Genomic DNA, 25,095 nt, shown 5'->3' on the forward strand with positions numbered 1-25,095 from the left:
TATCAGTGATTTCACTTATTTTATAATTCAGGACTTTTTCCCGGATTCATTCACACCACGTGATTCAATGGCACGGGCGTGAGCCTCGAGTCCTTCCATCCGGGCAAATGCAGCGATTTTTTCTGCATTTTTGCGGAAGGCCGTTTCACTATACATGATGATGCTCGATTTCTTTTGAAAATCATCCACATTCAGCGGGCTGGAAAAACGGGCGGTTCCATTGGTAGGCAACACATGATTGGGACCTGCAAAGTAATCCCCGACGGGCTCCGAACTAAAGCGTCCAATGAAGATTGCCCCGGCATGGCGGATTTTAGCCATGATTTCAAGTGCATCTTTGGCCAAAATTTCCAAATGTTCCGGTGCAAGTTCATTAATTGCTTCAACCGCTTCTGCCATATTCCCGCATACGACGATCCGTCCGTAATCCCTTATGGATGCTGCAGCAATATCATGGCGTGGAAGTAACGCCACCTGCTTGGTCACTTCAGCTTCCACTTCTTCTGCAAGAGACGTTGACGTCGTCACCAAAACACTGCATGCTCGTGCATCATGCTCCGCCTGTGATAGCAAATCTGCCGCAACTTCTGCAGCAATGGCCGATTCGTCCGCCAATATCGCTATTTCACTTGGACCGGCTATCATATCAATGGCAACATCCCCGAATACTTCGCGCTTCGCTAACGCCACATAAATATTTCCCGGACCCACTATTTTATCCACTTTCTTAATTGTTTCCGTCCCATAAGCGAGAGCAGCTATGGCCTGGGCCCCGCCAACTTTATAGATTTCCTTGACCCCGGCAATTTTGGCAGCTGCCAAGACCGCTGGCGATAATTTCCCGTCTTTTCCTGGAGGGGAAACCATGACGATCCGTTCCACCCCCGCGGCCTTCGCAGGCAACACATTCATCAATACCGACGAAGGATATGCCGCTGTGCCTCCAGGTACATAAACACCTACAGCATCAAGCGGTGTCAATTTTTGTCCTAGCATCGTTCCTGTATCATCAGTCGTAAACCATGAATTTCGAATTTGTTTCTCGTGAAACATTCGAATGTTATTTGCAGCTTCTTGAATAATATCAAGCTGCTCAGCAGTCAAGGTCGCCGTCGCTTCTTCCAATTCCTGTTGCGATACAAGTAATTCTCCTGGACTGACACCATCGAAACGTTCGGTATAGGTATGTAAAGCGGCGTTTCCGCTTTTCCTGACATCATAAATAATATCCTGAACCGCTTTTCTTTGATCGGCAGTACCTGCCTCAACCGAGCGTTTCAGTGAAATCCCTTCAGCAAACCGTTCTATTTTCATACCTTCACCTCATTAGCGATTCTTTACTATTCAATAATTTCTGCTAGCCGTTCCACGATTTCGGTAATCCTTGCTTCTTTAATTCGATAGCTGACAGGGTTTGCTACCAGCCTCGAAGTCACATTGGCGATTTTTGCATATTCCACAAGACCATTTTCCTTCAATGTCCGTCCCGTTGAAACGATATCCACGATTCGTTCAGCTAAACCGATTAACGGTGCTAGCTCAATAGACCCATTCAACTTTATAATCTCGACTTGCTCCCCCTGCTCGCGAAAATAACCGGAAGCAACGTTCGGGTATTTACTCGCTATTTTGGGGGCGATGTCACTTATTTTCGTACCAGGCAATCCAGCTACTGCCAAGTAGCAGGCACTGATTTTCAAATCAAGTAACTCATAGACATCACGTTCTTCTTCCAACATGACATCCTTCCCTGCAATTCCAATGTCAGCGACGCCGTGTTCCACATATGTTACGACATCCATCGGTTTTGCTAAAATGAAACGCAGATTCTCCTCTTCCACTTCTAGGATCAATTTCCGGGAATCATCAAACTCGGGAGGGAGACGAAAACCGGCTCTTCTTAACAGCTCTGCCGCTTCTTCAAATATTCTCCCTTTCGGCATGGCAATCGTTAAAAAGCTATTATTCATCTTTTCCATTCCCCCCATTCCCTACGAATAAATGAACTTCAGAAAATGTCCGTGTAAAAGCATCGACATTTTGGACGACCGTAATATCTTGAATCGTTACCAATTTCCCTTCGGAGCGTTTTTTTCTTGCAAATTGTATTGCTTCCAATCTCCGTTCGGGACTGAATAAAATGCATTCTGGCGCGACAGGCTGGATTGGCTCCCCAAGAGCTTCCGCAAGGCGATCCACCCGGATTGCAAAACCTGTGGCCGAAGCATTCCAGCCGAATTTCGCAAGCAGATTATCATACCGGCCGCCATTGCCGATTGGCGAACCCACTTGTCCGGCATACACTTCAAATAAAGTTCCCGTGTAATAACTCATATGACTGACCAACGTTAAGTCGAAGCTAACATATTGTTCAACGTCAAATTCTTTCAGCTGCGCAGACAATTCCTTCAGTTCAGTCAAAGAATCTTGCCCTTTATTATTTTCAACCAACCCTAGCGCCTTGATCAGGGTTCCTTCACTGCCCCTTAATGAGGTAAATTCGATAAGCCGTTGCTTATCAATCGATGAAAGCGGCAGTGATTTAACATGCTCGCGATAACCGACATAATTTTTTTCATACAAAAACTTCCTTAATATAGAGGCTCTTTCCTCCGTACCTAGAATGCTTAAGAAAAATTCTTGCAGAAATCCGATATGTCCAATGGAAATCTTAAATTCCTGAAGCCCTGCAGCCTTTAAAGCATCCGCAAGCAGGGCAATCATTTCAGCATCGGCACTTATTGACTTATTTCCGATACATTCAATGCCAATCTGTTCGAATTCTGCCGGCTTGCCCCCTTCACGCTGCTGTGCACGATATACATTCGCGGAATAGGCCAGACGAAGCGGGATTTGCTGTTTTAACAGTTTGGATGCTGCCACCCGTGCAATGGGAGCTGTCATCTCGGGACGGAGTACGAGTGTATGCCCCTGGGAATCAAGAAGTTTAAACAACTGCTGATCCAAAATTGCCGAAGCATCGCCAATTGTTTCATAATATTCCAAAGCAGGCGTTTCAATAAATTGATAGCCCCACTTCTTGATTTCATCACTCATTTTATTTCTTGCCGACACTTTCGTTTCATACAGCACCGGCAATGTATCTCTCATGCCTAACGGTTTTTCAAACATAAATGGCTTTGTCACGACTGCACATCCTTTTGAAATTTTGATTACTATCTATATCCAATCGGTCCGCCTATAGGCAAAAACCGATGTGCCCATTCCTAATTTTGCTTATCCCTTTATCTTTCCAAGGTTTCACACTTAAATCCAAATTTCGGATAACATATAAAAATAGTATCAAATTAACTGACATAATAATATAAATAATCACAATAATCGATTAATACACTTTAGTTCGCTAATATGGTAGTAGGTTGAAGTTATTAATAGTTTACCCCTGCCCCCACCTTACGTCAAGGGAAATATACCTAATCTCATTACTTCAAATACCTTTGCAGTCTTGGTTATTCTTCATGATCGGTTTAGGTCCAAACGGAAGGAGTTGTACCTTTTCACCCAAATATTTCTTCCTATTTTTAACCTTTCTCTGTTATTAATGTATACCTTTTGGTTTAGCTGTTTTATAATGTTTAGGAGTTTGGTAATATTAGAAATTTTTAGGGGGATTTGGTAATGAAGAAATATTTTTCGTTTATTGTGGCAGTTATCATTCTTTTTTCACTGGGTTTAAGCGGAACGAAGAGTTTTGCGGCAACTAAGATCAACCAAGATGAACTTAATGCATACCTTACCGAAGTTAGAATGACGCAAAAAGAATTGGAAGAGTATTTATCCTATTACGATTTATCATTGGATGAACTGAAATCAGTAGAAGAGTTGCGTGATACATTAGGACCGACCGTCACTCCTAAGACCATACAGAACCTACTTAAAAAATATGAAATGACAGAAGCGGAACTTACGGAATTATTAATAGAATACGGCGAACTGGAAGAGGGGGAATCGATCATCGATACCTTCCATTTCATTTACGACATTGAGGATATCATCGATTTAGAAATGGATTACGATGAGGAAGAGATGGAATATGATGATGAAGAGATCATCGATTTAATGGATGGTCTCTTTACTGAGATTGGCCTTACAGACGAAGAGCTCGACAGATTCATGAACCACCTTTTGCCTATCGTCGAAGACCCTTCTTTTGAAGCTCGTTTAATGGCGATCTCCGATAGGATGGATCAACTCGAGTATTTTGAAACAATTGATGAATTATCTGCTGAACAAGTGGCAGAATTGCTTTCCATATATAATGATCTTCAAAGCTTGCTGCAAATTCAATCCAAATTCGCCTTAATTCAGGATGGTGTCACGAAAAACCTATCCCTTGAGGCTTTATTCCAACTTAGGGAATTGACGAATGCTAGTTTACTAGTTTCCATTTATGATTTAAACGGCAATTTTTTGTTCGATTTTACATTGACAGGTGAAATGATCGGTTCCGATTTAGTGAAAGAAACCGGTAATGACATTAAACAATCCACTGAGGTCATTTCTAAAGTGGTTGAGGTAAAAAAGGAAAAGAAAAAACCCACAAAACCTGATCATAAAACGGAAAAAGGCGGAATGCTTCCTAAAACGGCTGGTAATTACTTATTCGGCGCTTTAATCGGTTTAGTGTTGATGGGTATCGCTTTCGGATTAATCAGAAAAGCGAGACTCACTAATTAAGATGAGCAAAAATAGGCAATCCAGGCATAAGAAAAAAACGTTACTTATCGCTGCTGTTTGCATTTTAACCTTAGGTTTTTATTTTACAACGACAAATGCCTATACGCTGATAAAAGGCTATGCCCTATATAAATGGAATAAATCTGATACAACGGAAGCGACGGCTAAGCTACCCGAACCGAAGTTGAAATCTGATATTCCCGATGGGCTTGAACTATATGAGCAACGACCGGAGACAGGTGATTTGATGGGTGAGCTTTATATTCCAAAAATCGAGGCAACACTTCCAATTTATCACGGAACGGACGAAGATGAACTCGAAAAGGGCGTCGGCCATTATGCGGGGTCCGTCCTCCCCGGCGAAAAGGATAATTCCGTTTTATCCGGTCACCGGGATACAATTTTCAGGGATCTGGGTAATGTCGGCGAGGGCGACTTGCTGATTGCCAAGACAGAAGCCGGTACGTTTACATATAAAGTCAGGAAGGTTCGTATCGTCGATGCAGATGACCGTACCGTGATCGTTCCCAAGCCTAAAGCCACACTTACAGTAACAACCTGCTATCCTTTTTCATATATTGGTAGTGCACCGGAACGATACGTATTGGTTGCCGATTTATTGAAATCGGAGATAGGTAAATGAGATTCGGGGCTGAAGTTGTTCTGCCCCCTCTTCATAAATCTTTAATAGATGATAGGAGGACAAGCTCAACATGGATGAGCAGGCACAGCAAAGGTTTTTTCAAATTTTAAAAGAAACGTATGAAGCGACGGTGGACCAGGAAAATGTATCAATCAACGAAGTGATAGAGCATCTAAAGAATGAACTGACTCCGTTATACCCAAAATGCCATTAAAAAGGACTTGCCGCATATATGGGCAAGTCCTTTTTCTCATAAGGAAGTTTGCTGCTCTCTCTCAAGCATTTCCTCTTTGGTATATATGATCTTCATTGGATTTCCCCCGACGAAAGCCCCCTCCGGAACATCCTTATGGACAAGCGTCCCCGCAGAGACAATCGCCCCATTACCAATTGAAAGTCCTGGAAGAATGGTCGAATTGGCTCCAATCAATACTTCATCACCAATGACTACATCTCCTAAACGATATTCATGAATCAAATATTCATGAGCAAGAATCGTCGTATTATAGCCAATGACAGTATTCATCCCAACCGATATTTTCTCCGGAAACATCACATCCGGCATGACCATCAATGCAAACGAAGTATGCTTTCCTACTTTCATATGTAAAAAAGTCCTGTATAGCCAATTCTTCATGCCCAGAAAAGGCGTATAACGCGCTAGCTGTATCACCACAAAATTCTTTACGACTTTCCAGAATGGAACGGTCTTATATACATGCCATAGTGAATTAGCCCCTTCAACTGGATAGCGGGACGTGCGTCTCATTTTCTAGCCTCCGTGAGTTTTTCAACCTCAACGATATTCAATAAATCCGCCATCTGCTCAAGCATATAATCAGGGTGATAGCTTTCCAAGAATTCACGGCCTTTAATGGACCATGAGACCCCCGCCGTTTTTGTTCCTGCATTTTTACCGCCCATAATATCATGATAATTGTCGCCAATCATGATCGCTTCTTCAGGAACCGAACCTAGTTGATTTAAAGCTTTTACCAAAGGCTCTGGGTCGGGCTTTGCCTTTTCCACTTCATCCAGTGTGACCACCACTTCAAAGAATTGATCCAGTTTGCTTAAACGCAGGCCCTTTTCGACGACATCACGCTTCTTTGTCGTAACGACTGCCAACTTATAACCGCTCTGCTTCAACGTTTGAATGGTTTCGAACACCCCGTCAAATTGTGTGACAAGCAAATCATGGTTCCTCCAATTATGCTCCCGATAGTAAGCGATCATTTCATCCACTCGTTTTGGATCAATGGAAGAGAAAGTATCGACCAAAGTCGGTCCGATAAATGGAATGATATCTTCCCGATTGAACTTTCCAGGACAAAAGTGATTTAAAGTTTCCGTAAAAGAGGCGATGATCAATTCATTTGTATTGATCAACGTCCCATCAAGATCGAATAATAATGTAGTTATCTTACTGTTCATATTACAGCTTCCTTTCTCTGTACCCTGTCAGTCCGATTCCATATATACGCAACGGCCATCGTTAAAACAATGGCAGTGAGCAGCCGAATAAGCAACAACGGCAAGACCGGAATCCCCAGCGGAATAAAAATCAGTGTGTCTTCTACAACAGCATGGCAGGCAACTAAAAAGATGAACGCAATCGTCATATCCTTCTTCGAAACATTATCTTCTTTAGCGGCTTGAATCATTACGCCCGCCCCATATGCCAAACCTAGAGTCAGGCCTGTAACGAAAGGCATGGAAGCATTCGGCTTCATCCCCAGGACCTTCATGAAGGGAGCAAGGGCTTTCGAGAAGGCTTCCAGCCATTTTAAATCTTTCATGATTTGAACCGCCACCATGAGCGGAATAACGATGACCGCCAGCTGACCGATGCCTGAAAGGGCCTGGAGAACCCCATGTAAGAGGATTGCACCTGCTCCGTTAATCTCTGCAGCCTCCCCGATAGCCACTCCTTGGGCCATTTCAGATCCGCCCTGCCAGACAAGATTGATGACGATCGCTGATAATAGGGCAAGACCGATCCGTACTGTTAAGATGATCCACAGCTTGACACCGGTTTTCATCGCCACACCTGACTCGATCAATAAATTATGTGAAAAAGATAGCATCATAGCAATAATAAAAACTTCTTTCACAGTCAAATCAAGTGTTAATATGCCAGCGATCGCCGCGTATAAATTCAGGAAATTCCCTAACACAAGCGGAATTGCCGCGTCCCCTGGAAGACCGATGAGATTCATTAAAGGCGCTATCAAGTTAATGATGAATGGCAATACAGGCGTATATTGAAGCACAGTGACGATCAAAGTGACTGGAAATATCACTTTCCCCAAAGACCAAGTTGTATTCAAGCCTGAAAGAAGTCCCTTTTTAACCGAATTTACTATCACTATGCCCTCTCCCTTTACACATATTCCCTATGCATCTAAATATCTTTTGTTAGCATGCCCGCTGACCCTTCTATAGACCACTAAAGCAATGGCTACAACCACCAACACAATCGAGATCACTTGTGCGATACGCAGTGACTCCGTCAGCATCAAACTATCCGTCCGCAATCCTTCAATGTAAAAACGGCCGATGGAATACCATAATACATAGGTTAAAAATAGTTCTCCCCTGCGCAAGTTCACTTTCCGTAAACTTAAGAGGATAATGACACCGACGATATTCCAAATCGATTCATACAAAAAGGTCGGATGATAGTACGTTCCGTTTATGTACATTTGATTTATGATGAATTCAGGCAAATGCATATTTTCCAGGAATGACCTGGTTATTTCTCCCCCATGCGCTTCCTGATTCATGAAATTTCCCCAACGGCCAATCGCCTGCCCCAACAATAAGCTTGGTGCAGCAATATCCGCCAGCTTCCAAAATGACACTTTCTTGACCTTGGCAAAAACGATGGCAGTCAGCACCGATCCAATCAACGCACCATGTATGGCAATTCCGCCATTCCATATTTTTATGATATCCCCCGGGTTTTGTGAATAGTAATCCCATTGAAATATCACATAATAAATACGGGCACTAATGATCGCGATCGGGACAGCAAACAAAATCATATCCGTAAATATTTCCTTATCAAGACCTCTCCGCTCAGATTCCCTCAAAGCGATAATAAGACCCAATAACACACCGAAACCGATGATCAGTCCATACCAATGTACCTGGATGGGGCCTAGATCTATCGCGATTGGATTCAGCGGCTGTATTCCTTGTTCCATTTTGTCCCCTCTTTTCCTATAACCTATTAAAATTCATCATGTTCCGGATCTGCAATGGCATGGTTCAAGCGATCTGAAAACTGTTCCGCAGCATTTACTCCCATTCGTTTCAGGCGGTAATTCATGGCTGCCACTTCAATGATAACAGCTAAATTTCGCCCTGGACGGACAGGTACGGTAATTTTCGTCACTTCCGTATCGATGATTTTCATTTTTTCTTCATCAAGACCAACCCGGTCATACTGCTTGTTTTTTTCCCATAGTTCCAGATTGATGACGATTGAGATCTTTTTGTTGCTCCGGACTGCACCAGCTCCAAAAAGTGTCATTACATTAATGATTCCCAACCCTCTTATTTCAAGAAGATGTTCGATTAAATCCGGGGCATTCCCCACTAGCGTATCTTGGTCTTCCTGCCTGATTTCGACGCAGTCATCGGCTACGAGACGATGACCCCGTTTCACCAATTCCAGGGCTGTCTCACTTTTACCGACTCCGCTTTTCCCGGTGATCAACACCCCTAACCCATAGATATCCACCAATACACCATGAACAGCAGTAGTTGGTGCCAACCTGCTTTCAAGGAAATTGGTCAGACGGCTGTATAACCTTGTTGTCTTCATATTAGATCTCATCACAGGAACGGATTCCCGCTCAGAAGCTTCGATCAATTCTATCGGCACTTCCTGACCACGCGTAATGATGATGCCTGGAGTAAAGTCCCTGCACAACTCTTCCATCCGCTGTATTCGCTCCGGTTCATTCAACCGATTAAAAAAGGACATTTCAGTCATACCTAAAAGCTGTACTCGATCCGCGGGATAATAATCAAAAAAACCGGCTATTTCAAGTCCGGGACGAGATAAATCACTCGTGACTATTGGTCGGTTAATTCCTTCTTCCCCACTGATAAGTTCTAGACCGAACGCTTCTACTATGTCCTTTGTACGGACTTTTGCCATATATCTTTCCTCCTTTTGGAGCGTTGCTATTTTTCGAGATACTTTTTCTATTTTAGCATTTTTCTGTTAATAACCAAACAAAGCATTATCGATTTATTGTTTTTTTATTCACAGACCCGGATGATGACAGCGGTATGGTCCCCGTAAACTGGAAAGAGATGAGATGAAACTGCAAAATACTAAGAAAGCCCGCCTGTTTAAATTGGCGGGCTCACTTTGTAGACAAAAGGGTTCAGAAAACGTATCTTTCATCAAATAATGTTCCCGAACCTCCTCCAAGCAACACCCCTTAGATATGATTTCTATCAAAATTTAATAATAAAGTTGATTGAAGCAGGTGTGCGAGACTCCTGCGGGAAACGAGTGCCGGGAGAGGAAATCAACATCCAAATTGTACAAGCCATAAAAAAATGTAGCCAAGCCCGGTTTTCACCGAGTTTGGCTACATTCTGGGCCCGCCAGTTATATCTGCGGGCTTTCTTTTTCTTCAGGAGACCGTTATCGCTGCAGTCTTGGTTTCTGCAAAAACATGAAGCACAGGTACTTCTTCCTTAACGGTTTTAAACTTAAGGACCTTCTGAACCACATCACTTTTCTCTTCGATGATGGTCATCCCTTCCAAAGTTACATTAAAGCTTCCTAAATTTGATTTCAACTCTCCTTCGATCGCCTTCCCTGGCGGCAGGGTCAGCTGGACTTTTCCAGTGATTGACTTAGCATGGATCGAATCGCAATCCATCCCTGAATTCGTACAGATGATTTCCCCATTGAAAGTTTGAACATCCAATTTCTTGAAGTATCCATCGGCATTAATCGCTCCATTCAAGGTCTCGGCTTCCAGGTCATTAAAGTTGGTATCCGAAATGGTGATCATCCCGTTACCTGTTTCAAGCTCACACGAATCACCCGTACCCTGCATGATATGAATGGCGCCATTCGCCGTCTTCGCTTTAAGGTTCTCTGATTTCAATGATTCAGTCGTGATTGCGCCATTGAACATCCTTACATGGATATCCTCATATTCCTTCCTCGGGATGTACATGATCGCATCAACCTTTATGGACTTTTCACGAACCTTGAACCTCAATTTTCCATTTTCAATCGTGAAATCGACTTCTTCCAAAAAGTTCTTCCTGGCTTCTTCTATATCTTCCACACGGTATACTTTAGCTTCGCATTCAACCCGGACATCATCATGGTCCCATGTGGCGATTTTTATTTTCCCATTTGCTATATCCACATCAACTTCATTCAGGAAATCATGATCATGCTGGAAAATGTGACTGACCTCCACAGATTTCCCAAAGTTGAAATCAAGGTCCGTTTCTTTGATTTTCTTAAAAGCACTTTCAACGAAATCAATAATCTTTTCTTTCGATGACTGGATATTCTTCTTAAACGTATCCTGAGTGCTTCCCTCGCTTTTCTTATCCACGACTACCGTCGATAATTCATTTTGCAATTTCTGCTCTTTAGCTTCACTTTCCTGACTGGCTTTATCTAATTCTTCCAATAAGCTCATGGCTTCTTCCGCTGATAACTTTCCATCCTGAACCATTTCCAATATTTTTTTTCTTTCCTCCTGCATGAACATTCCTCGCTTTCTTCTTTCATTTTATTCATACATACGCCCAGATATCTAAAAAGTTTCATAAATACCATTTTTCCCATCATTCGACAAAGGGAAATGACAATTTCCGAAAAGGATGATGTATGATTTCCCCGGAAATATCTTGTTTTCCTATTCTTTAATCAAATGATTGATTAAATGCACACCGTCATTTTTCTACAAAAAAACAAGCCGGAGGGCTTGTTCTTTTATGCATGTTCATGCTGAGTTTCTTTTTCTTCAATCCAATTTTCCATGCGAATTTGATCACGGGTAAGTACAGGTTTTAAGTATTTACCCGTATATGATTCGGAAACCTCACATATTTTTTCAGGAGTTCCATAAGTGACGATTGTACCGCCCTTATCTCCGCCTTCCGGACCCAGGTCAATAATATGGTCCGCCGTCTTGATGACATCCAGATTATGCTCGATCACCAAAACTGTATCCCCATTGTCAACCAGCCGCTGCAGAACCTTTAGCAGCCTTGCTATATCGTGGACATGAAGTCCGGTAGTTGGTTCATCCAAGATATAAAAGGAGCGCCCAGTGGAACGGCGATGCAATTCAGAAGCAAGTTTCACCCTTTGCGCTTCACCGCCTGATAAAGTGGTAGCAGGCTGCCCAAGCTTGATATAACCCAAACCAACATCATAAATCGTTTGTAGCTTCCGTTTGATTTTCGGGATATTTTCAAAGAAACTAACGCCTTCCTCAACTGTCATATCGAGAATGTCGGAAATGTTTTTCCCTTTATATTTCACTTCAAGAGTTTCCCGGTTATAACGTTTCCCATGACAGATTTCACATGGGACATAGACATCCGGAAGGAAATGCATTTCTATCTTGATAATGCCATCGCCTCGGCACGCTTCACAGCGGCCGCCCTTCACATTGAAACTGAACCTTCCTTTTTTATAACCGCGGATCTTCGCCTCATTAGTTGAGGCAAATACGTCACGAACATCATCGAATACACCCGTATAGGTAGCCGGATTCGATCGTGGGGTTCTGCCGATCGGTGATTGATCGATATCAATGACTTTATCTAAATGCTCAATTCCCTTGATCTCACGGAAATCACCTGGTCTGGCTTTTGCCCGATTCAGCTTTTGAGCCAACGATTTATGGAGGATCTCATTCACTAATGTACTTTTCCCTGATCCAGAGACTCCTGTAACGGCTGTAAAGACCCCAAGCGGGAATTTCACATTAACGTTTTTCAAATTATTTTCCTTGGCACCCTTTATCTCAATGACACGGCCATCATTTTTCCGGCGTTCCAATGGCAATGGAATGAATTTCTTCCCTGCTAAATATTGGCCCGTTAAGGATTTAGGGTTATTCATGACCTCTTCCGGAGTGCCAGCGGCAACTATTTCCCCTCCATGCGCTCCTGCTCCAGGACCGACATCGATCAAATAGTCCGCAGCAATCATCGTATCTTCATCATGCTCGACAACAATCAGGGTGTTCCCGATTTCGCGCATATTCTTCAATGTTTCGATCAATCGATCGTTATCCCTCTGATGCAGCCCTATTGAAGGTTCATCCAAAATATAGAGTACTCCCGTCAATCGGGAACCGATCTGCGTAGCCAATCGTATACGCTGCGCTTCACCGCCTGATAATGTTCCAGCTGCCCTGCTCAACGTCAAATATTCCAAACCTACATTAGCCAGGAAACCGAGCCGCTCGCGAATTTCACGTAAAATCAATCTCGCAATTGCCGCTTCCTTTTCAGTCAAATCAAGTTTTTCGAAAAATACTAACGCATCTTCCACTGATAAAGCTGTCGTCTCACTTATATGGACCCCTTGAATGAGCACGGAAAGACTCTCTTTTTTTAATCGATGTCCCTTACAGGTCGGGCAGTGATGTTCCGACATATATTTTTGCATTTGCTCACGAATATAGTCTGAACTCGTCTCCTTGAAGCGCCTTTCGATGTTTCTTAAAACTCCTTCAAAAGAAATATATCCTTCTTGCACTCTTCCAAAATCATTTTTATAACGGAAATATATCTTATCTTTACCTGAACCAAGCAAGACCTTATCCATCTTCTCTTCCGGTAAATCTTTAACGGGCACATCCATATCTATCCCATAATGGTTGGCTACCGCTTCAAGGAGCTGCGGATAATATTGAGAGCTCGTCGGCTCCCATGGCGCAATCGCATGTTGACGGAGGCTTAATTCGTTATTCGGGATGACCAGATCACGGTCCACCTCAAGCCTCGCCCCCAAGCCATCACAATCCGGGCATGCCCCAAACGGGCTATTGAAGGAGAACATTCTCGGCTCTAACTCTTCAATCGAAAATCCGCAGTATGGACAAGCATGATGTTCACTGAACAGCAGCTCTTCCTCACCCATGACGTCAATGATGACTTTGCCCTCGCCAAGCTGCAAAGCACTTTCCAATGAATCCGCGAGCCGCGCCATGATACCCTCTTTAATGACGATCCGGTCTATGATGACCTCAATTGAATGCTTTTTATTTTTTTCGAGAGTGATCTCCTCACTGAGATCATGCATTTCCCCGTTCACCCGAATGCGGACATATCCTTGTTTCTTGACTTCCTCCAAAACTTTTGCATGTGTTCCTTTTCTGCCTGAGACAAGCGGTGCCAATACCTGAAGCTTGGTCCGCTCAGGGTAATCAAGAATGCGGTCCACCATTTGCTCAATCGTTTGTGAGGTTATTTCAATATTATGGATCGGACAGGTCGGCCTGCCGACCCGTGCAAATAACAGCCTTAAATAATCATAGATCTCCGTAACAGTCCCTACGGTTGAACGAGGGTTTCGACTGGTCGTTTTCTGGTCTATGGAAATGGCTGGTGACAAGCCTTCGATCGCATCGACATCCGGTTTATCCACTTGGCCTAAGAATTGACGGGCATAAGCGGACAGTGATTCTACATAACGTCTTTGCCCTTCTGCATAAATCGTATCAAAAGCCAAGGAAGACTTTCCAGATCCGGATAATCCGGTCAGCACAACAAGTTTGTCTCTCGGTATCGTGATATCAATATTCTTTAAATTGTTGGCCCTGGCGCCTTTTATCACAATTTTATCCATTGCCACGTTTCGTCACCCTTCCGCTTTCAACTCTAGTAATAAATCACGCAGCTCGGCAGCTCGCTCGAAATCCAGTGCCTTTGCCGCTTCCTTCATTTCTTTTTCCATGCTCTCCATCACTTTTAAACGCTCTTTTTTAGGGAGCTTCGCGAGGCTTGGCGCAAGGTCTTCTTTATACTCTTCGCCTTCTTCGGCTACATGGGTCGCCCTTATGGAGTCACGGATATCCTTTTGAATGGTTTGAGGCATTATTCCATGCTCTTTATTATAACTTTCCTGGATTTCACGGCGCCGCCTCGTTTCATTGATGGCAAGTTCCATCGAATTCGTGATGCGATCTGCATACATGATGACATGGCCGTTGGCATTGCGGGCTGCACGGCCCATCGTTTGAATAAGCGAACGTTCCGAGCGAAGGAACCCTTCCTTATCGGCATCCAGTATGGTCACCAATGACACTTCCGGTATATCAAGGCCTTCCCTTAAAAGGTTGATTCCAACGAGTACATCATATTTGCCCATTCGAAGTTCCCGGATGATTTCTATCCGTTCCAAGGTCTTCACTTCCGAATGAAGATATTGGACCTTGATGCCGATTTCCTTTAAATAATCAGTTAAATCCTCAGACATCTTTTTCGTCAAGGTCGTAATGAGCACACGCTCGTTCTTGTTGACGCGCTCCTGTATTTCACCGATCAAGTCATCTATCTGCCCTTCAATCGGCCGCACTTCCACCGTTGGATCCAGCAGTCCGGTAGGACGGATGATCTGCTGAACCATTTCTGGCGTATGTTCGAGTTCATATGGTCCCGGAGTTGCCGAAACGAATATGGATTGATGTACCTTTTTTTCAAATTCCTCAAATCTTAGCGGGCGGTTATCTTTTGCAGACGGCAGACGGAAGCCATGATCGACGAGCACTTGCTTCCGCGCCTGATCTCCATTGAACATTCCGCGGATTTGCGAAAGGGTTACGTGTGATTCATCCACGACCAATAGGAAGTCCTCTGGAAAGTAATCGATTAAAGTGTATGGTGTCGCACCTGAGGGACGGAGGGTTAAATGGCGGGAATAGTTCTCGATCCCTGAACAAAAGCCCATTTCCCGCATCATTTCCAAATCATAACGGGTCCGCTGCTCCAAGCGCTGTGCTTCAAGGAGTTTTTCATCTTCCCTTAATTCCTTCAATCGCTCTTCCAGTTCCGTTTCGATATTTTGAATGGCTATCCGCATTTTCTCTTCGCGGGTTACGAAGTGGGAAGCAGGGAAAATCGCGATATGTTCCCGTTCACCAGTGATTTCACCAGTCAGGGCATCGACTTCACGGATACGGTCAATCTCATCCCCGAAAAACTCGACCCGTACGCAATGTTCATCACGTGAAGCCGGGAAAATTTCGACCACGTCACCGCGAACGCGGAAGGTCCCCCGTTGGAAAGCAATATCATTCCTCTCATATTGAATATCCACGAGTCTGTGCAGCAGGGCATTCCGGTCTATTTCCATGCCTGTCCGGAGGGAAACGACCATCTCCCGGTACTCTTCAGGGGAACCGAGCCCATATATGCACGAAACGCTGGCAATGATGATGACATCTTTCCTTTCGAACAAAGATGAGGTTGCCGAATGTCGCAGTTTATCGATTTCATCATTGATGCTTGCATCTTTTTCGATGAATGTATCCGTGGATGGAACGTAAGCCTCTGGCTGGTAGTAATCATAATAGCTAACGAAGTATTCCACGGCATTATTAGGGAAGAACTCTTTGAACTCACTGTAAAGCTGCCCCGCCAACGTTTTATTGTGGGCAATGACAAGAGTCGGTTTGTTGATTCTTTGAATCACATTGGAAACGGTGAACGTTTTCCCTGTCCCCGTCGCCCCCAATAACGTCTGCATTTCCTTGCCTTCCTTAATCCCTTCGACCAGCATGTCAATCGCTGCCGGCTGATCTCCTTGAGGAGAGTATTTTGAGACTAACTCAAACTTATCCTTCACCAAGCATAGCCTCCTATTGAAATATTTTTATATGAAAACGGGACATGCCTATATCCCTTCTATTTATTCCGGTTTAATAAAGCATATATACACATTCTACCACAATAGCCTTAAAACAAACCAGCAATAAGCGAACATCCATTCTATTTTTGTTTTAAGGACTTCATGATGTATTGAAGCGAATGGCATGTTTGAGTACAAAAAAAGCACCTTTAGTGTCAGGCGCTCTTGGATGTACGTTTCATCATTCTTTTTGATAACCAAAATCCCACTGTCAGGGATAAGGCATCCACGATGATCAATAAGTTTGTATGCGTATAACCTTTATATGCAGAAGCTGTAATCAAGGCAACAGTTAAAACAAGACCCACGACATTGTTATAGGTGACTCTTGAAAATAGCATGACAAGTAGACAAGGAAGGAAAAGGGCAGAAAGAAGTTTAATCATTTTTTCATCTCCTTTATAAGAGAAAAATAGAGTAGTTTCAGTTTAAATGATTATCAAGTTTTTTGCCAATCAATTTCCTTCTTGATTCTCAAGCATCATCAGAAGAGCATTCCATACATCCTCCAATTATGCCCATAAAAAAAAGAGGCAAACCCCTTTAAAGGGAAGTTTGCTTCTTTTGAGCCCAATCAATATGGATCCGCTTCATGTCCTTTTCTAACGGCGTCCTCAGGGCTATCAGTCCCGCCCAGAGGTTTTGAAGAGTTTGTATGTTCAGAAGCCGCGGCCAGCCCCTCTTTCAATCTGCGGCCATACTCTTCATCGGCCTCTTCGGCAAGAGCTATCATTTTTTCCTGAATGCGCTTGTCGGCAGGAGCCAATGCCGCCACTAAATTGGAAATTAAATCGTCTTTTTCCCAATCCTCGAATTCACGGAATGTCTCACCAGCCTGTTTCGTATTGTTTTGGCGATCGATTGTCTCACGAACAAGTTTCCCTTCCACCATGGGTGTATACTCCTTGCCCGTCTGCTTGGCTTCCTTCAAGCCGCCGACAGTTGATGGTTCGTAGTTGATATGGGGGCTTTGGCTGCCTCTGCCAACTTCATATTGCATCTGTCCGCCAGTCTGATTCGTGGCTGTCGGTTTCTTTGGAGCATTAATCGGCAATTGCAGATAATTCGCACCAACACGGTGACGCTGTGTATCGGAATAAGAGAATGTACGTCCCTGTAACATCTTATCATCAGAAAAGTCCAGTCCATCCACTAGGACACCGGTGCCGAATGCAGCTTGTTCGACTTCAGTGAAATAGTCTTCAGGGTTTTTATTCAATACCATCGTACCGACATGCAGCCATGGGAACTCATCTTTCGGCCAGATTTTCGTATCATCCAGCGGATCAAAATCCAATTCAGGATGATCATCATCACTCATGATCTGTACGTTGAGATCCCATTCAGGATAGTCTCCGCGTTCGATCGCTTCATATAGATCCTGTGTGGCATGATTGAAATTCGTAGCTTGAATTTCATTTGCCTCTTGCTGTGTCAGGTTCTTGATCCCTTGTTTCGGTTCCCAGTGATACTTGACAAGCACCGCTTTCCCTTCCTCATTCACCCATTTATAAGTATTGACCCCTGACCCTTGCATCATGCGGTAGTTAGCCGGAATGCCCCATGGGGAAAACACAAAGGTAATCATATGGAATGTTTCAGGTGAGCTCGAGCAAAAATCGAAGATCCTCCTGCCGTCCTGAATGTTCGTGACCGGATCGGGTTTGAAGGCATGAATCAAATCCGGGAATTTCATGGCATCACGGATAAAGAAAATTTTCAGGTTATTGCCTACAAGATCCCAGTTTCCATCCTCCGTATAAAATTTAACCGCAAATCCCCTTGGATCACGTAACGTTTCCGGGGACGTCCCTCCATGAATAACAGATGAAAATCTCACGAATACCGGGGTTTTTTTACCCTCTTCCTGAAAAACCTTCGCTCTCGTATATTTTGAAATCGGCTCGTCCCCCGCTTTACCGGTCGGAACGAAATAACCATGTGCACCTGCACCGCGGGCGTGCACCACCCGTTCAGGGATACGCTCCCTATCGAAGTGGCTGATCTTTTCCAGGAAATCATAGTTCTCAAGTGTACTAGGTCCTCTGTTTCCTACAGTTCTAAGACTCTGGTTATTCGTTACCGGGTGACCTTGCCTGTTCGTTAATGTTTCTTGCGATTCATCATTTGGTTTTTTGGATTTATCGGACAAAAATATCCCTCCTCTGTTAATAAAAGCCATAATACTACTATACTTTCCCCTATTCCCCATATTTCACTCTTCAATCTTCAAATTTAATTGAAATTATTTGAAACTCCCCTATATACCGCTGACCATATGTTTATGCCATTAACAACTGGTGTAAATCATATAATGATATGAAGGCTTTGAAGCATTCAGTAAAAAACATGGAGGAAGCATACCCATTTTTGTATATGACAACAGCGCTCCATTATAATGAACTAAAGATAAAAAATTTTAAAAAACGGGGTGCCTTCATTGGAAGAATCAATATTAGGAAGACTTGGCAGGAGGATGACTGGAAAAACCGGTCGTTGGGTTGTCATTGCTGTATGGATAATTGCAGCAATCGCATTAACCTTCACATTGCCTGCCGTTAATGATCGAACAGCAAATAATGCCGCAGACTTGCCCGAAGACTCACCTTCTGTCGTGGCTGATGAACTTATTAAAGAAGAGTTTCCAACATCCTCTGGATTACCTGCCCTCCTTACATGGCATCGGGAAAGTGGACTGACGGAGGCCGACTTGGCTGAAATCCAGTACCTTTCCAAAGAACTGACAGATAACCCATTGACACAGCAATCCTTTTTACCGCCGCTTCATGAAATTCCGTTGCCTGCTCTTCAAGGATCGGTTTCAGAAGATGGAACGACTTTTGTACAGCCGCTTTTCTTCAAAGAAAATACCGAGACCGAAATTCTCGAAAAAAATCTTGAAAGCATTAATGAAGCTGTATCGGAACGCATTGGATCGGACCCATTCAAGGTCCCGACAGATTCAGGTGAATTATCCCTTCGAGTGACAGGCCCTGTAGGGATATCCGTCGATGCAACGGGTTTATTTTCAGGTGCTGACTTCAAATTGCTGTTAGCGACAGTAATACTTGTACTTGTCGTGTTATTACTCATTTACCGCTCTCCTCTTTTAGCCATCATTCCTCTAATCGGAGTGGGCTTCGCCTATATTGTCACAAGCCCGATTCTAGGATTCATGGCAGATCATGGTTGGATTACAGTCGATTCACAGGCAATTTCAATCATGACCGTATTATTATTCGGTGCCGGAACGGATTATTGTCTATTTTTAATTTCTCACTACAGAAGTGAATTAAGGAATCATGAAAGCAAACGGAAAGCCATGATCGCCGCATTTAAAGATTCATCGGGTGCCATTGCGATGAGCGGCCTTACGATCGTCATCTCCCTGCTAACATTGCTTGTAGCCAAATACGGAGCCTACCACCGTTTCGCTGTACCATTCAGCTTGTCCATTTTTATCATGATGCTGGCAGCTTTAACACTTGTACCGGCATTGCTTTCTGTATTCGGAAGGGCTTCCTTCTTCCCGATTGTTCCGCGTACACCTGAAATGGAAGAAGCACGGGCTAAGAAAAAGGGAAAAGCCGTCAAAAAGCATAAAGAAGGCCGCATCGGTAAATGGATCGGTCATATCGTCACGACCAGGCCATGGACTGTCATTCTTACATGCCTGATCATCTTCAGTGTTTTAGCTGGATATTCTTCACAAATAAAATATTCATATGATATTCTCTCTTCCTTCCCTGAAGATATGAACTCCCGTGAAGGCTATTCTGTCATTTCCGACTCGTATTCACCGGGCGAACTGGCACCAGCCACAGTGGTTATCGATACGGATGGTGAAGATGTCGATTTAGCGCCGGCATTAGAAGGGATGAATATTGTTGAAAGTGTTGCCGCTCCAGTCATAAGTAAATCCAATAAAGATCTGCAATCCTATGAGGTCACATTCAACTTGAACCCATATGCTATCGAGGCCATTGATTCCATTCCGGAAATCCGGAAAATGGCGGAGAGAGAATTGAAGGCCGCCAATATATCTTCCGTTGATGAAAAGGTTTGGATTGGCGGGCAAACTGCGACGCAATTCGATAAAAGGGACACCGTAAAATCCGATGAATTCATGATCATCCCGATCATCATCGTCCTGATTTCCTTGCTCCTCTTAGCCTACTTGCGATCTGTGACAGCCATGGTGTATTTAATGGGAACAGTCATTCTCTCATTCTTTGCAGCAATGGGCTTAGGCTGGATAATCCTGCACCATTTCATGGGTGTCGATGCCATAGAGGGTACCATTCCACTTTATTCTTTCGTATTCCTGGTTGCACTTGGCGAGGATTATAACATTTTCATGGTTTCAAGCATTTGGCGTAAGAAAGAAACGATGCCAATCAAGCAGGCCATCAGAAAAGGCGTTGCCGAAACTAGTGGTGTCATCACTTCCGCCGGAATAATCTTGGCAGCCACTTTTTCCGTTCTAGCCACACTTCCGATTCAAGTATTGGTTCAATTCGGTCTCATTACTGCACTTGGTGTGTTAATGGACACATTCATTGTGCGCCCGTTCCTTGTTCCTGCAATCACCGCCCTACTTGGCCGACTTGCTTTTTGGCCGAGTAAAGTGACCACTCAAGAAGAGAAAGAACATGCCAATCACTAAAGGTGCCAGCTTTACTCTCCTTGGATAAGCAAAAACCCTGTGCCCGATAAATGCACAGGGTTTTTCATGTTTTCAAAATTAAGGAAAACTTTCAGTTGACACTATTGATTTCACCTCTTATAATTACATTAAGTTAAGATATCTCAAATTAAAGATATATAAATTCAAGATTAATAATCAGGAGGAATAAAACATGACAAATACAAAATGGACCATCGATCCGACTCACAGTGCTATTGAATTTTCCGTAAAACATATGATGATCGCTAAAGTAAAAGGTAGTTTTAATAAGTTTGAAGCAAGCATCCTAGCAAACCCATTGGATCTAACAACTGCAGAAATTGATTTTACCGTTGATGTGGCCAGTATCGACACACGCAATGCAGACCGGGATAATCACCTGCGTTCCGCTGACTTCTTTGATGTAGAAAACAATCCTACTTTAACATTCAAATCAACAAAAATCGTGAAAACGAATGAAGATGAATATGATGTAACTGGAAATGTGACTCTTAATGGAATCACACAAGAAGAAACTTTCAGCATCACCTTCGAAGGCCAAGGGAAAGATCCATGGGGGAATGAAAAAGCAGGATTCAGCGGAAAAGGGAAAGTCAAACGCAGTGATTATGGTCTAACCTATAACGCGGCGTTAGAAACAGGCGGAGTACTGATTGGCGATCAAATCACGCTTACCATCGAAATCGAAGCAGCTAAAGAAGCTTAATGAAAAGAAAGCGAGCTTGCCTACAGTTCTTTTAAGTGTAGACGTTGATTTCCACTTCAGGCACTCGCTTTCCGCGGGCGGTTCGGGAGCCTCGGCGCCTTTGCGCCAAACCCCTTTTGTCTACAAACAGAAGCAGCAGCCATCCCTAGGATGACTGCTGCTTTCTACATTTACCGGATTTACGAATTCCTCGTTTTATATAGTAAATAAATGAAGTATGGTGCCCCGATACTCGCTGTGAAGACACCAGCCGGTATTTCCAAAGGTGAGAATAAGGTCCGTCCAATTAAATCCGCCACCATAACCAGGATGCCGCCAAGCAAAGCTGAAGTGGGCAGTAACACTCCAAAACTCGAACCAACCAGCCTTCTGGCCATGTGGGGTGCCATTAATCCCACAAACCCTATTCCGCCGGCAAATGCCGTGGAACCACCAATCAAGGCCGTACTGATCATCAATAATGCAAACCGCTGTTTTTGGACATGGCCCCCAAGCCCCGTTGCAAGATCATCGCCTAGCTCCTGTAAATTAATATTCCTGGCATAAAGGAAGGCGATTAACAGGAATAGTATCGTCCATGGTGCCAGTACAGCGATATTATTCCAGGTGGAGTTAGACACTGACCCCGTGATCCAAAGGTTGGCCTGGCTCGCTTGATAGACTGGGCCAAGAATCATCATCATCGTAGTGAGTGCCTTCATTAAAGCCATCACCCCAATCCCGATCAACACAAGCCTTATCGGGGGAACTCCATTTTTCCAGGCTAATGAATAAACAAGAAAGGCCACGACCGTCGCCCCAATGAATGCAGCTAACGGCAGCCAATTGATGCTCACCGTTAAAGAATGATTCTTATCGCTAAAAATGGCCAGGAATCCAACGACCGCTACTGTCGCTCCTCCTGTTATCCCCAAGATATCCGGCGAAGCAAGTGGATTTCGAATCATCCCTTGAAGGATCCCTCCAGCTACAGCAAGGCCCATCCCTACCAGCAGGGCAACAATTATTCTAGGCAGCCGGAAAGATTGGATAATAAGCCGATCGCTCTCCGTCCCCCCTCCGATAAAGACCTGGAGGACACTTAACGGATTTATATTCATTTCACCCACTCCAGTACTGATCACAAACACTAGTGAAGTGACTAAAAATAATATGAAAATCACGATCATAGCTTTTTTATCCATCAAGAATGATATTTTTTCATTAAATAAACGAAAGCTCTTATATGACTTCATCGGCCGCTGAACCCCTTTCTAGCAATATAAATAAAGAATGGGGTCCCGATTATGGCTGTCATGACTCCAACCGGAACTTCTCGAGGCATCAGGATATACCTGGATATGACATCGGCCGCAATCAAAAGCACCGCCCCGAAAAGTCCAGAGAAGGGAATCACCCACCGATGATCAATGCCTACTATAGAACGGGTAAGATGCGGAACGACGATTCCTATAAAGCCAATCGGACCCGCAACCGCCACTGATCCGCCAGCAAGCAGGATGATTGCCAGCCCCAGCACCAGTTTAAGGAAAACTATATTCAGTCCAAGGCCTTTCGCAACATCTTCACCCATTGATAACACATTCATTTTACCGGACATGATCAAGGCAAGGCCCCATCCTACGACAAGATAAGGCAGGACGGCAATTAAATTGTCTAGACTTCTACCGGAAACGGATCCGGCAAGCCAGAATAGGACTTGATCTAAAAGAGCCTCATTAGAAACAAGAAGACCTTGTGTAAGTGAAGCTACCATGGCCGTCATGGCTGCACCAGCCAATGTCAGCTTCATCGGTGTCAAGCCGCCGCGCCCCATGCTTCCAATCATATATATGCTTATCGCGGCTATGGCCGCCCCTATGAATGAGAGCCATGTGAATACTTGAAGATTGCTTATCCCAAACACGGTGACCCCAGTGACAACTGCCAATCCCGCCCCGGCGTTGACCCCGAAGATATCTGGAGAGGCCAGGGGGTTTTTAGTTAGCGTTTGCATCAAAACCCCCGAGATGGCTAAACTTGCACCAATTGCAGAAGCAATCAGGGCACGCGGAAGTCTTACTGATTGAATGACAATGTGTTCATTCGTCCCATTGAAATGGGTAAAAGCATCGATGGCCATTTTCCATGTTGTATCTGTATAACCGTATACAATGCTTGAACACAGTAAAAACAGCAGCAAAAGAATGGTAATGAACAGCCCCATCCATCTCTGCCATGTATTTTTTAATAACATATCCAGTTACCTTTCCAATCACGTTTGTATAGTAATATTTTACTGGTGGTAATGGGAATATGTCAATGAATTTGAGAATCATTTTCATTTATATATTGACAGAAAAGTATATTCATTTTATGATGATGCTGTTAAGTGCGAATGATTATCATTTGCTGAAAAATTGGGAGGGGTACATAGATGTTTAGATTCAAGTCATTATTAACGATTTTTACAATATTTGCAGTCTTTCTTCTAGCAGCTTGCGGGAATTCGGATGATAAAGCCGATGGAAATAAAGCTGAAGACAAGAAAGAAGATACAAGCTACACAATTGAGCATGCCATGGGCACTACCGAGTTGAAAGAAACGCCTAAAAGAGTGGTCGTTTTAACAAATGAAGGTACTGAGGCATTGCTTGCTTTAGGAATTAAACCTGTTGGTGCCGTTCAATCATGGCTTGGTGACCCTTGGTACGACCATATTAAAGATGATATGGATGGGGTCGAAGTTGTTGGTGTTGAACATGAAGTTAACTTAGAAAAAATCGCATCACTAAAGCCTGACTTGATTATCGGAAGCAAGATTCGCCAAGAAGCTGTTTATGATAAATTAAGTGCAATCGCCCCTACCGTTTTCTCGGAAACGCTTAGAGGAGATTGGAAGGAAAACTTTAAACTATATGCAAAAGCCGTTAACCTTGAAGATAAAGGGAACGACGTTATTGCTGAATTCGATAAACACACAGAAGATCTTAAAGCTAAATTGGGTGATAAAGTAAATCAAGAAGTTTCCGTTGTTCGTTTCATGGCTGGAACTACCCGTATTTATTACACGGATTCATTCTCTGGAGTGATTTTCGATCAATTAGGATTTAAACGTGCAGAGCAACAGAAGGAACTGTTCACTGCAGATAATAAATTAGGTAACCTTGCCATCGAGGTAGGTAAAGAAGTCATCCCTAAAATGGATGGAGATCTTCTCTTCTACTTCACTTACGCTCCTGAAGGCGACAAACAAGCCCTAAGCACAGCAAAAGAATGGACGAATGATCCACTTTGGAAAAATCTTGATGCAGTTAAAAATGGAAAAGCTTATGAGGTTAGCGACGCTACTTGGAATACATCTGGCGGCGTAATTGCAGCTAATAAAATGCTGGACGATATAGAAAAGATCATGCTTGAAAAGTAATATTTTAAAAAAGGCCTTTCTCGATATAATT

21 protein-coding genes are annotated in these 25,095 nt (G+C 43.6%); 6 read left to right on the forward strand and 15 right to left on the reverse strand.

Annotation, left to right across the window (positions count from 1 at the left end; all coding sequences use genetic code 11):
- Positions 1 to 27 precede the first annotated feature (27 nt).
- From hisD to N0M92_RS13820, 3 genes are read right to left on the reverse strand one after another with little or no spacing between them, the layout of a single operon-like run.
- Positions 28 to 1,314, reverse strand: coding sequence for a histidinol dehydrogenase (gene hisD, locus N0M92_RS13810; RefSeq protein ID WP_260286298.1), 1,287 nt, complete (start codon positions 1,312 to 1,314; stop codon positions 28 to 30).
- A 26-nt stretch (positions 1,315 to 1,340) separates the two neighbouring features.
- The gene (gene hisG, locus N0M92_RS13815) at positions 1,341 to 1,970 is read right to left on the reverse strand and encodes an ATP phosphoribosyltransferase (RefSeq protein WP_241593134.1); all 630 of its coding nucleotides are present in this window, start codon (positions 1,968 to 1,970) and stop codon (positions 1,341 to 1,343) included.
- Positions 1,963 to 3,147, reverse strand: a complete 1,185-nt coding sequence (locus N0M92_RS13820) for an ATP phosphoribosyltransferase regulatory subunit (RefSeq protein WP_260286300.1) — start codon at positions 3,145 to 3,147, stop codon at positions 1,963 to 1,965. The genes hisG and N0M92_RS13820 overlap by 8 nt, the downstream gene beginning before the upstream one ends.
- A 492-nt stretch (positions 3,148 to 3,639) precedes the next feature.
- Here N0M92_RS13820 and N0M92_RS13825 point away from each other — a divergent pair, with 492 nt between their 5' ends.
- The 3 genes from N0M92_RS13825 (at position 3,640) to N0M92_RS13835 (ending at position 5,555) form a co-directional block, all read left to right on the forward strand.
- Positions 3,640 to 4,698: a processed acidic surface protein gene (locus N0M92_RS13825; RefSeq protein ID WP_260286301.1), complete on the forward strand. Its 1,059-nt coding sequence runs from the start codon at positions 3,640 to 3,642 to the stop codon at positions 4,696 to 4,698.
- A gap of 1 nt (position 4,699) precedes the next feature.
- Positions 4,700 to 5,341 (forward strand): class D sortase, encoded by a 642-nt coding sequence (locus tag N0M92_RS13830; RefSeq protein ID WP_260286302.1) that lies wholly within the window; start codon positions 4,700 to 4,702, stop codon positions 5,339 to 5,341.
- Positions 5,342 to 5,411: 70 nt separating this feature from the next.
- Complete coding sequence (locus N0M92_RS13835) at positions 5,412 to 5,555, forward strand: hypothetical protein (protein WP_260286303.1); 144 nt, start codon at positions 5,412 to 5,414, stop codon at positions 5,553 to 5,555.
- A gap of 36 nt (positions 5,556 to 5,591) precedes the next feature.
- On the opposite strand, the gene N0M92_RS13840 is transcribed toward N0M92_RS13835, so the two are convergent.
- From N0M92_RS13840 to N0M92_RS13885, 10 genes are all read right to left on the reverse strand, one after another.
- Positions 5,592 to 6,110, reverse strand: a complete 519-nt coding sequence (locus N0M92_RS13840; RefSeq protein WP_192207107.1) for an acyltransferase — start codon at positions 6,108 to 6,110, stop codon at positions 5,592 to 5,594.
- Positions 6,107 to 6,775: a pyrophosphatase PpaX gene (ppaX, locus tag N0M92_RS13845; RefSeq protein WP_260286304.1), complete on the reverse strand. Its 669-nt coding sequence runs from the start codon at positions 6,773 to 6,775 to the stop codon at positions 6,107 to 6,109. The genes N0M92_RS13840 and ppaX overlap by 4 nt, the downstream gene beginning before the upstream one ends.
- Positions 6,772 to 7,710, reverse strand: a complete 939-nt coding sequence (locus N0M92_RS13850; RefSeq protein ID WP_260286305.1) for a nucleoside recognition domain-containing protein — start codon at positions 7,708 to 7,710, stop codon at positions 6,772 to 6,774. Before N0M92_RS13850 ends, ppaX begins: the two co-directional genes overlap by 4 nt.
- Before the next feature lie 27 nt (positions 7,711 to 7,737).
- Positions 7,738 to 8,550, reverse strand: a complete 813-nt coding sequence (lgt, locus tag N0M92_RS13855) for a prolipoprotein diacylglyceryl transferase (RefSeq protein WP_260286306.1) — start codon at positions 8,548 to 8,550, stop codon at positions 7,738 to 7,740.
- 26 nt (positions 8,551 to 8,576) lie between these two features.
- Positions 8,577 to 9,512 carry an HPr(Ser) kinase/phosphatase gene (gene hprK / locus N0M92_RS13860; RefSeq protein ID WP_076368260.1) on the reverse strand — a complete coding sequence of 312 codons (936 nt, stop codon included), beginning with the start codon at positions 9,510 to 9,512 and terminating at the stop codon, positions 8,577 to 8,579.
- Between the two features lie 487 nt (positions 9,513 to 9,999).
- On the reverse strand, positions 10,000 to 11,100 hold the full coding sequence (locus tag N0M92_RS13865) for a DUF4097 family beta strand repeat-containing protein (RefSeq protein ID WP_260286307.1): 1,101 nt from the start codon (positions 11,098 to 11,100) through the stop codon (positions 10,000 to 10,002).
- Between the two features lie 230 nt (positions 11,101 to 11,330).
- Positions 11,331 to 14,210 carry an excinuclease ABC subunit UvrA gene (uvrA, locus tag N0M92_RS13870; RefSeq protein WP_260286308.1) on the reverse strand — a complete coding sequence of 960 codons (2,880 nt, stop codon included), beginning with the start codon at positions 14,208 to 14,210 and terminating at the stop codon, positions 11,331 to 11,333.
- Between the two features lie 6 nt (positions 14,211 to 14,216).
- Positions 14,217 to 16,202, reverse strand: a complete 1,986-nt coding sequence (uvrB, locus tag N0M92_RS13875) for an excinuclease ABC subunit UvrB (protein ID WP_260286310.1) — start codon at positions 16,200 to 16,202, stop codon at positions 14,217 to 14,219.
- Between the two features lie 218 nt (positions 16,203 to 16,420).
- Complete coding sequence (locus N0M92_RS13880) at positions 16,421 to 16,651, reverse strand: CsbA family protein (protein ID WP_192207123.1); 231 nt, start codon at positions 16,649 to 16,651, stop codon at positions 16,421 to 16,423.
- Positions 16,652 to 16,839: 188 nt separating this feature from the next.
- Positions 16,840 to 18,447, reverse strand: a complete 1,608-nt coding sequence (locus N0M92_RS13885) for a catalase (RefSeq protein WP_397443852.1) — start codon at positions 18,445 to 18,447, stop codon at positions 16,840 to 16,842.
- A gap of 258 nt (positions 18,448 to 18,705) precedes the next feature.
- Here N0M92_RS13885 and N0M92_RS13890 point away from each other — a divergent pair, with 258 nt between their 5' ends.
- Together N0M92_RS13890 and N0M92_RS13895 are read left to right on the forward strand one after the other, a co-directional pair.
- Positions 18,706 to 20,931, forward strand: coding sequence for an MMPL family transporter (locus N0M92_RS13890; RefSeq protein ID WP_260286312.1), 2,226 nt, complete (start codon positions 18,706 to 18,708; stop codon positions 20,929 to 20,931).
- Positions 20,932 to 21,124: 193 nt separating this feature from the next.
- Positions 21,125 to 21,658, forward strand: a complete 534-nt coding sequence (locus N0M92_RS13895; RefSeq protein ID WP_260286313.1) for a YceI family protein — start codon at positions 21,125 to 21,127, stop codon at positions 21,656 to 21,658.
- Positions 21,659 to 21,837: 179 nt separating this feature from the next.
- Here N0M92_RS13895 and N0M92_RS13900 read toward each other — a convergent pair whose 3' ends face one another.
- Positions 21,838 to 22,893: a FecCD family ABC transporter permease gene (locus tag N0M92_RS13900; RefSeq protein WP_098371567.1), complete on the reverse strand. Its 1,056-nt coding sequence runs from the start codon at positions 22,891 to 22,893 to the stop codon at positions 21,838 to 21,840.
- Entirely contained in the window at positions 22,890 to 23,894 is a 1,005-nt protein-coding gene (locus tag N0M92_RS13905; RefSeq protein ID WP_260286314.1) for a FecCD family ABC transporter permease, read from the reverse strand. The genes N0M92_RS13900 and N0M92_RS13905 overlap by 4 nt, the downstream gene beginning before the upstream one ends.
- A 180-nt stretch (positions 23,895 to 24,074) precedes the next feature.
- Here N0M92_RS13905 and N0M92_RS13910 point away from each other — a divergent pair, with 180 nt between their 5' ends.
- A complete protein-coding gene (locus N0M92_RS13910) occupies positions 24,075 to 25,064 on the forward strand; it encodes an ABC transporter substrate-binding protein (RefSeq protein WP_260286315.1) in 990 nt (329 codons plus the stop codon).
- Positions 25,065 to 25,095: the final 31 nt, after the last annotated feature.

Source organism: Peribacillus aracenensis (assembly GCF_025175645.1).
GTDB classification, from domain to species: domain Bacteria; phylum Bacillota; class Bacilli; order Bacillales; family DSM-1321; genus Peribacillus; species Peribacillus aracenensis.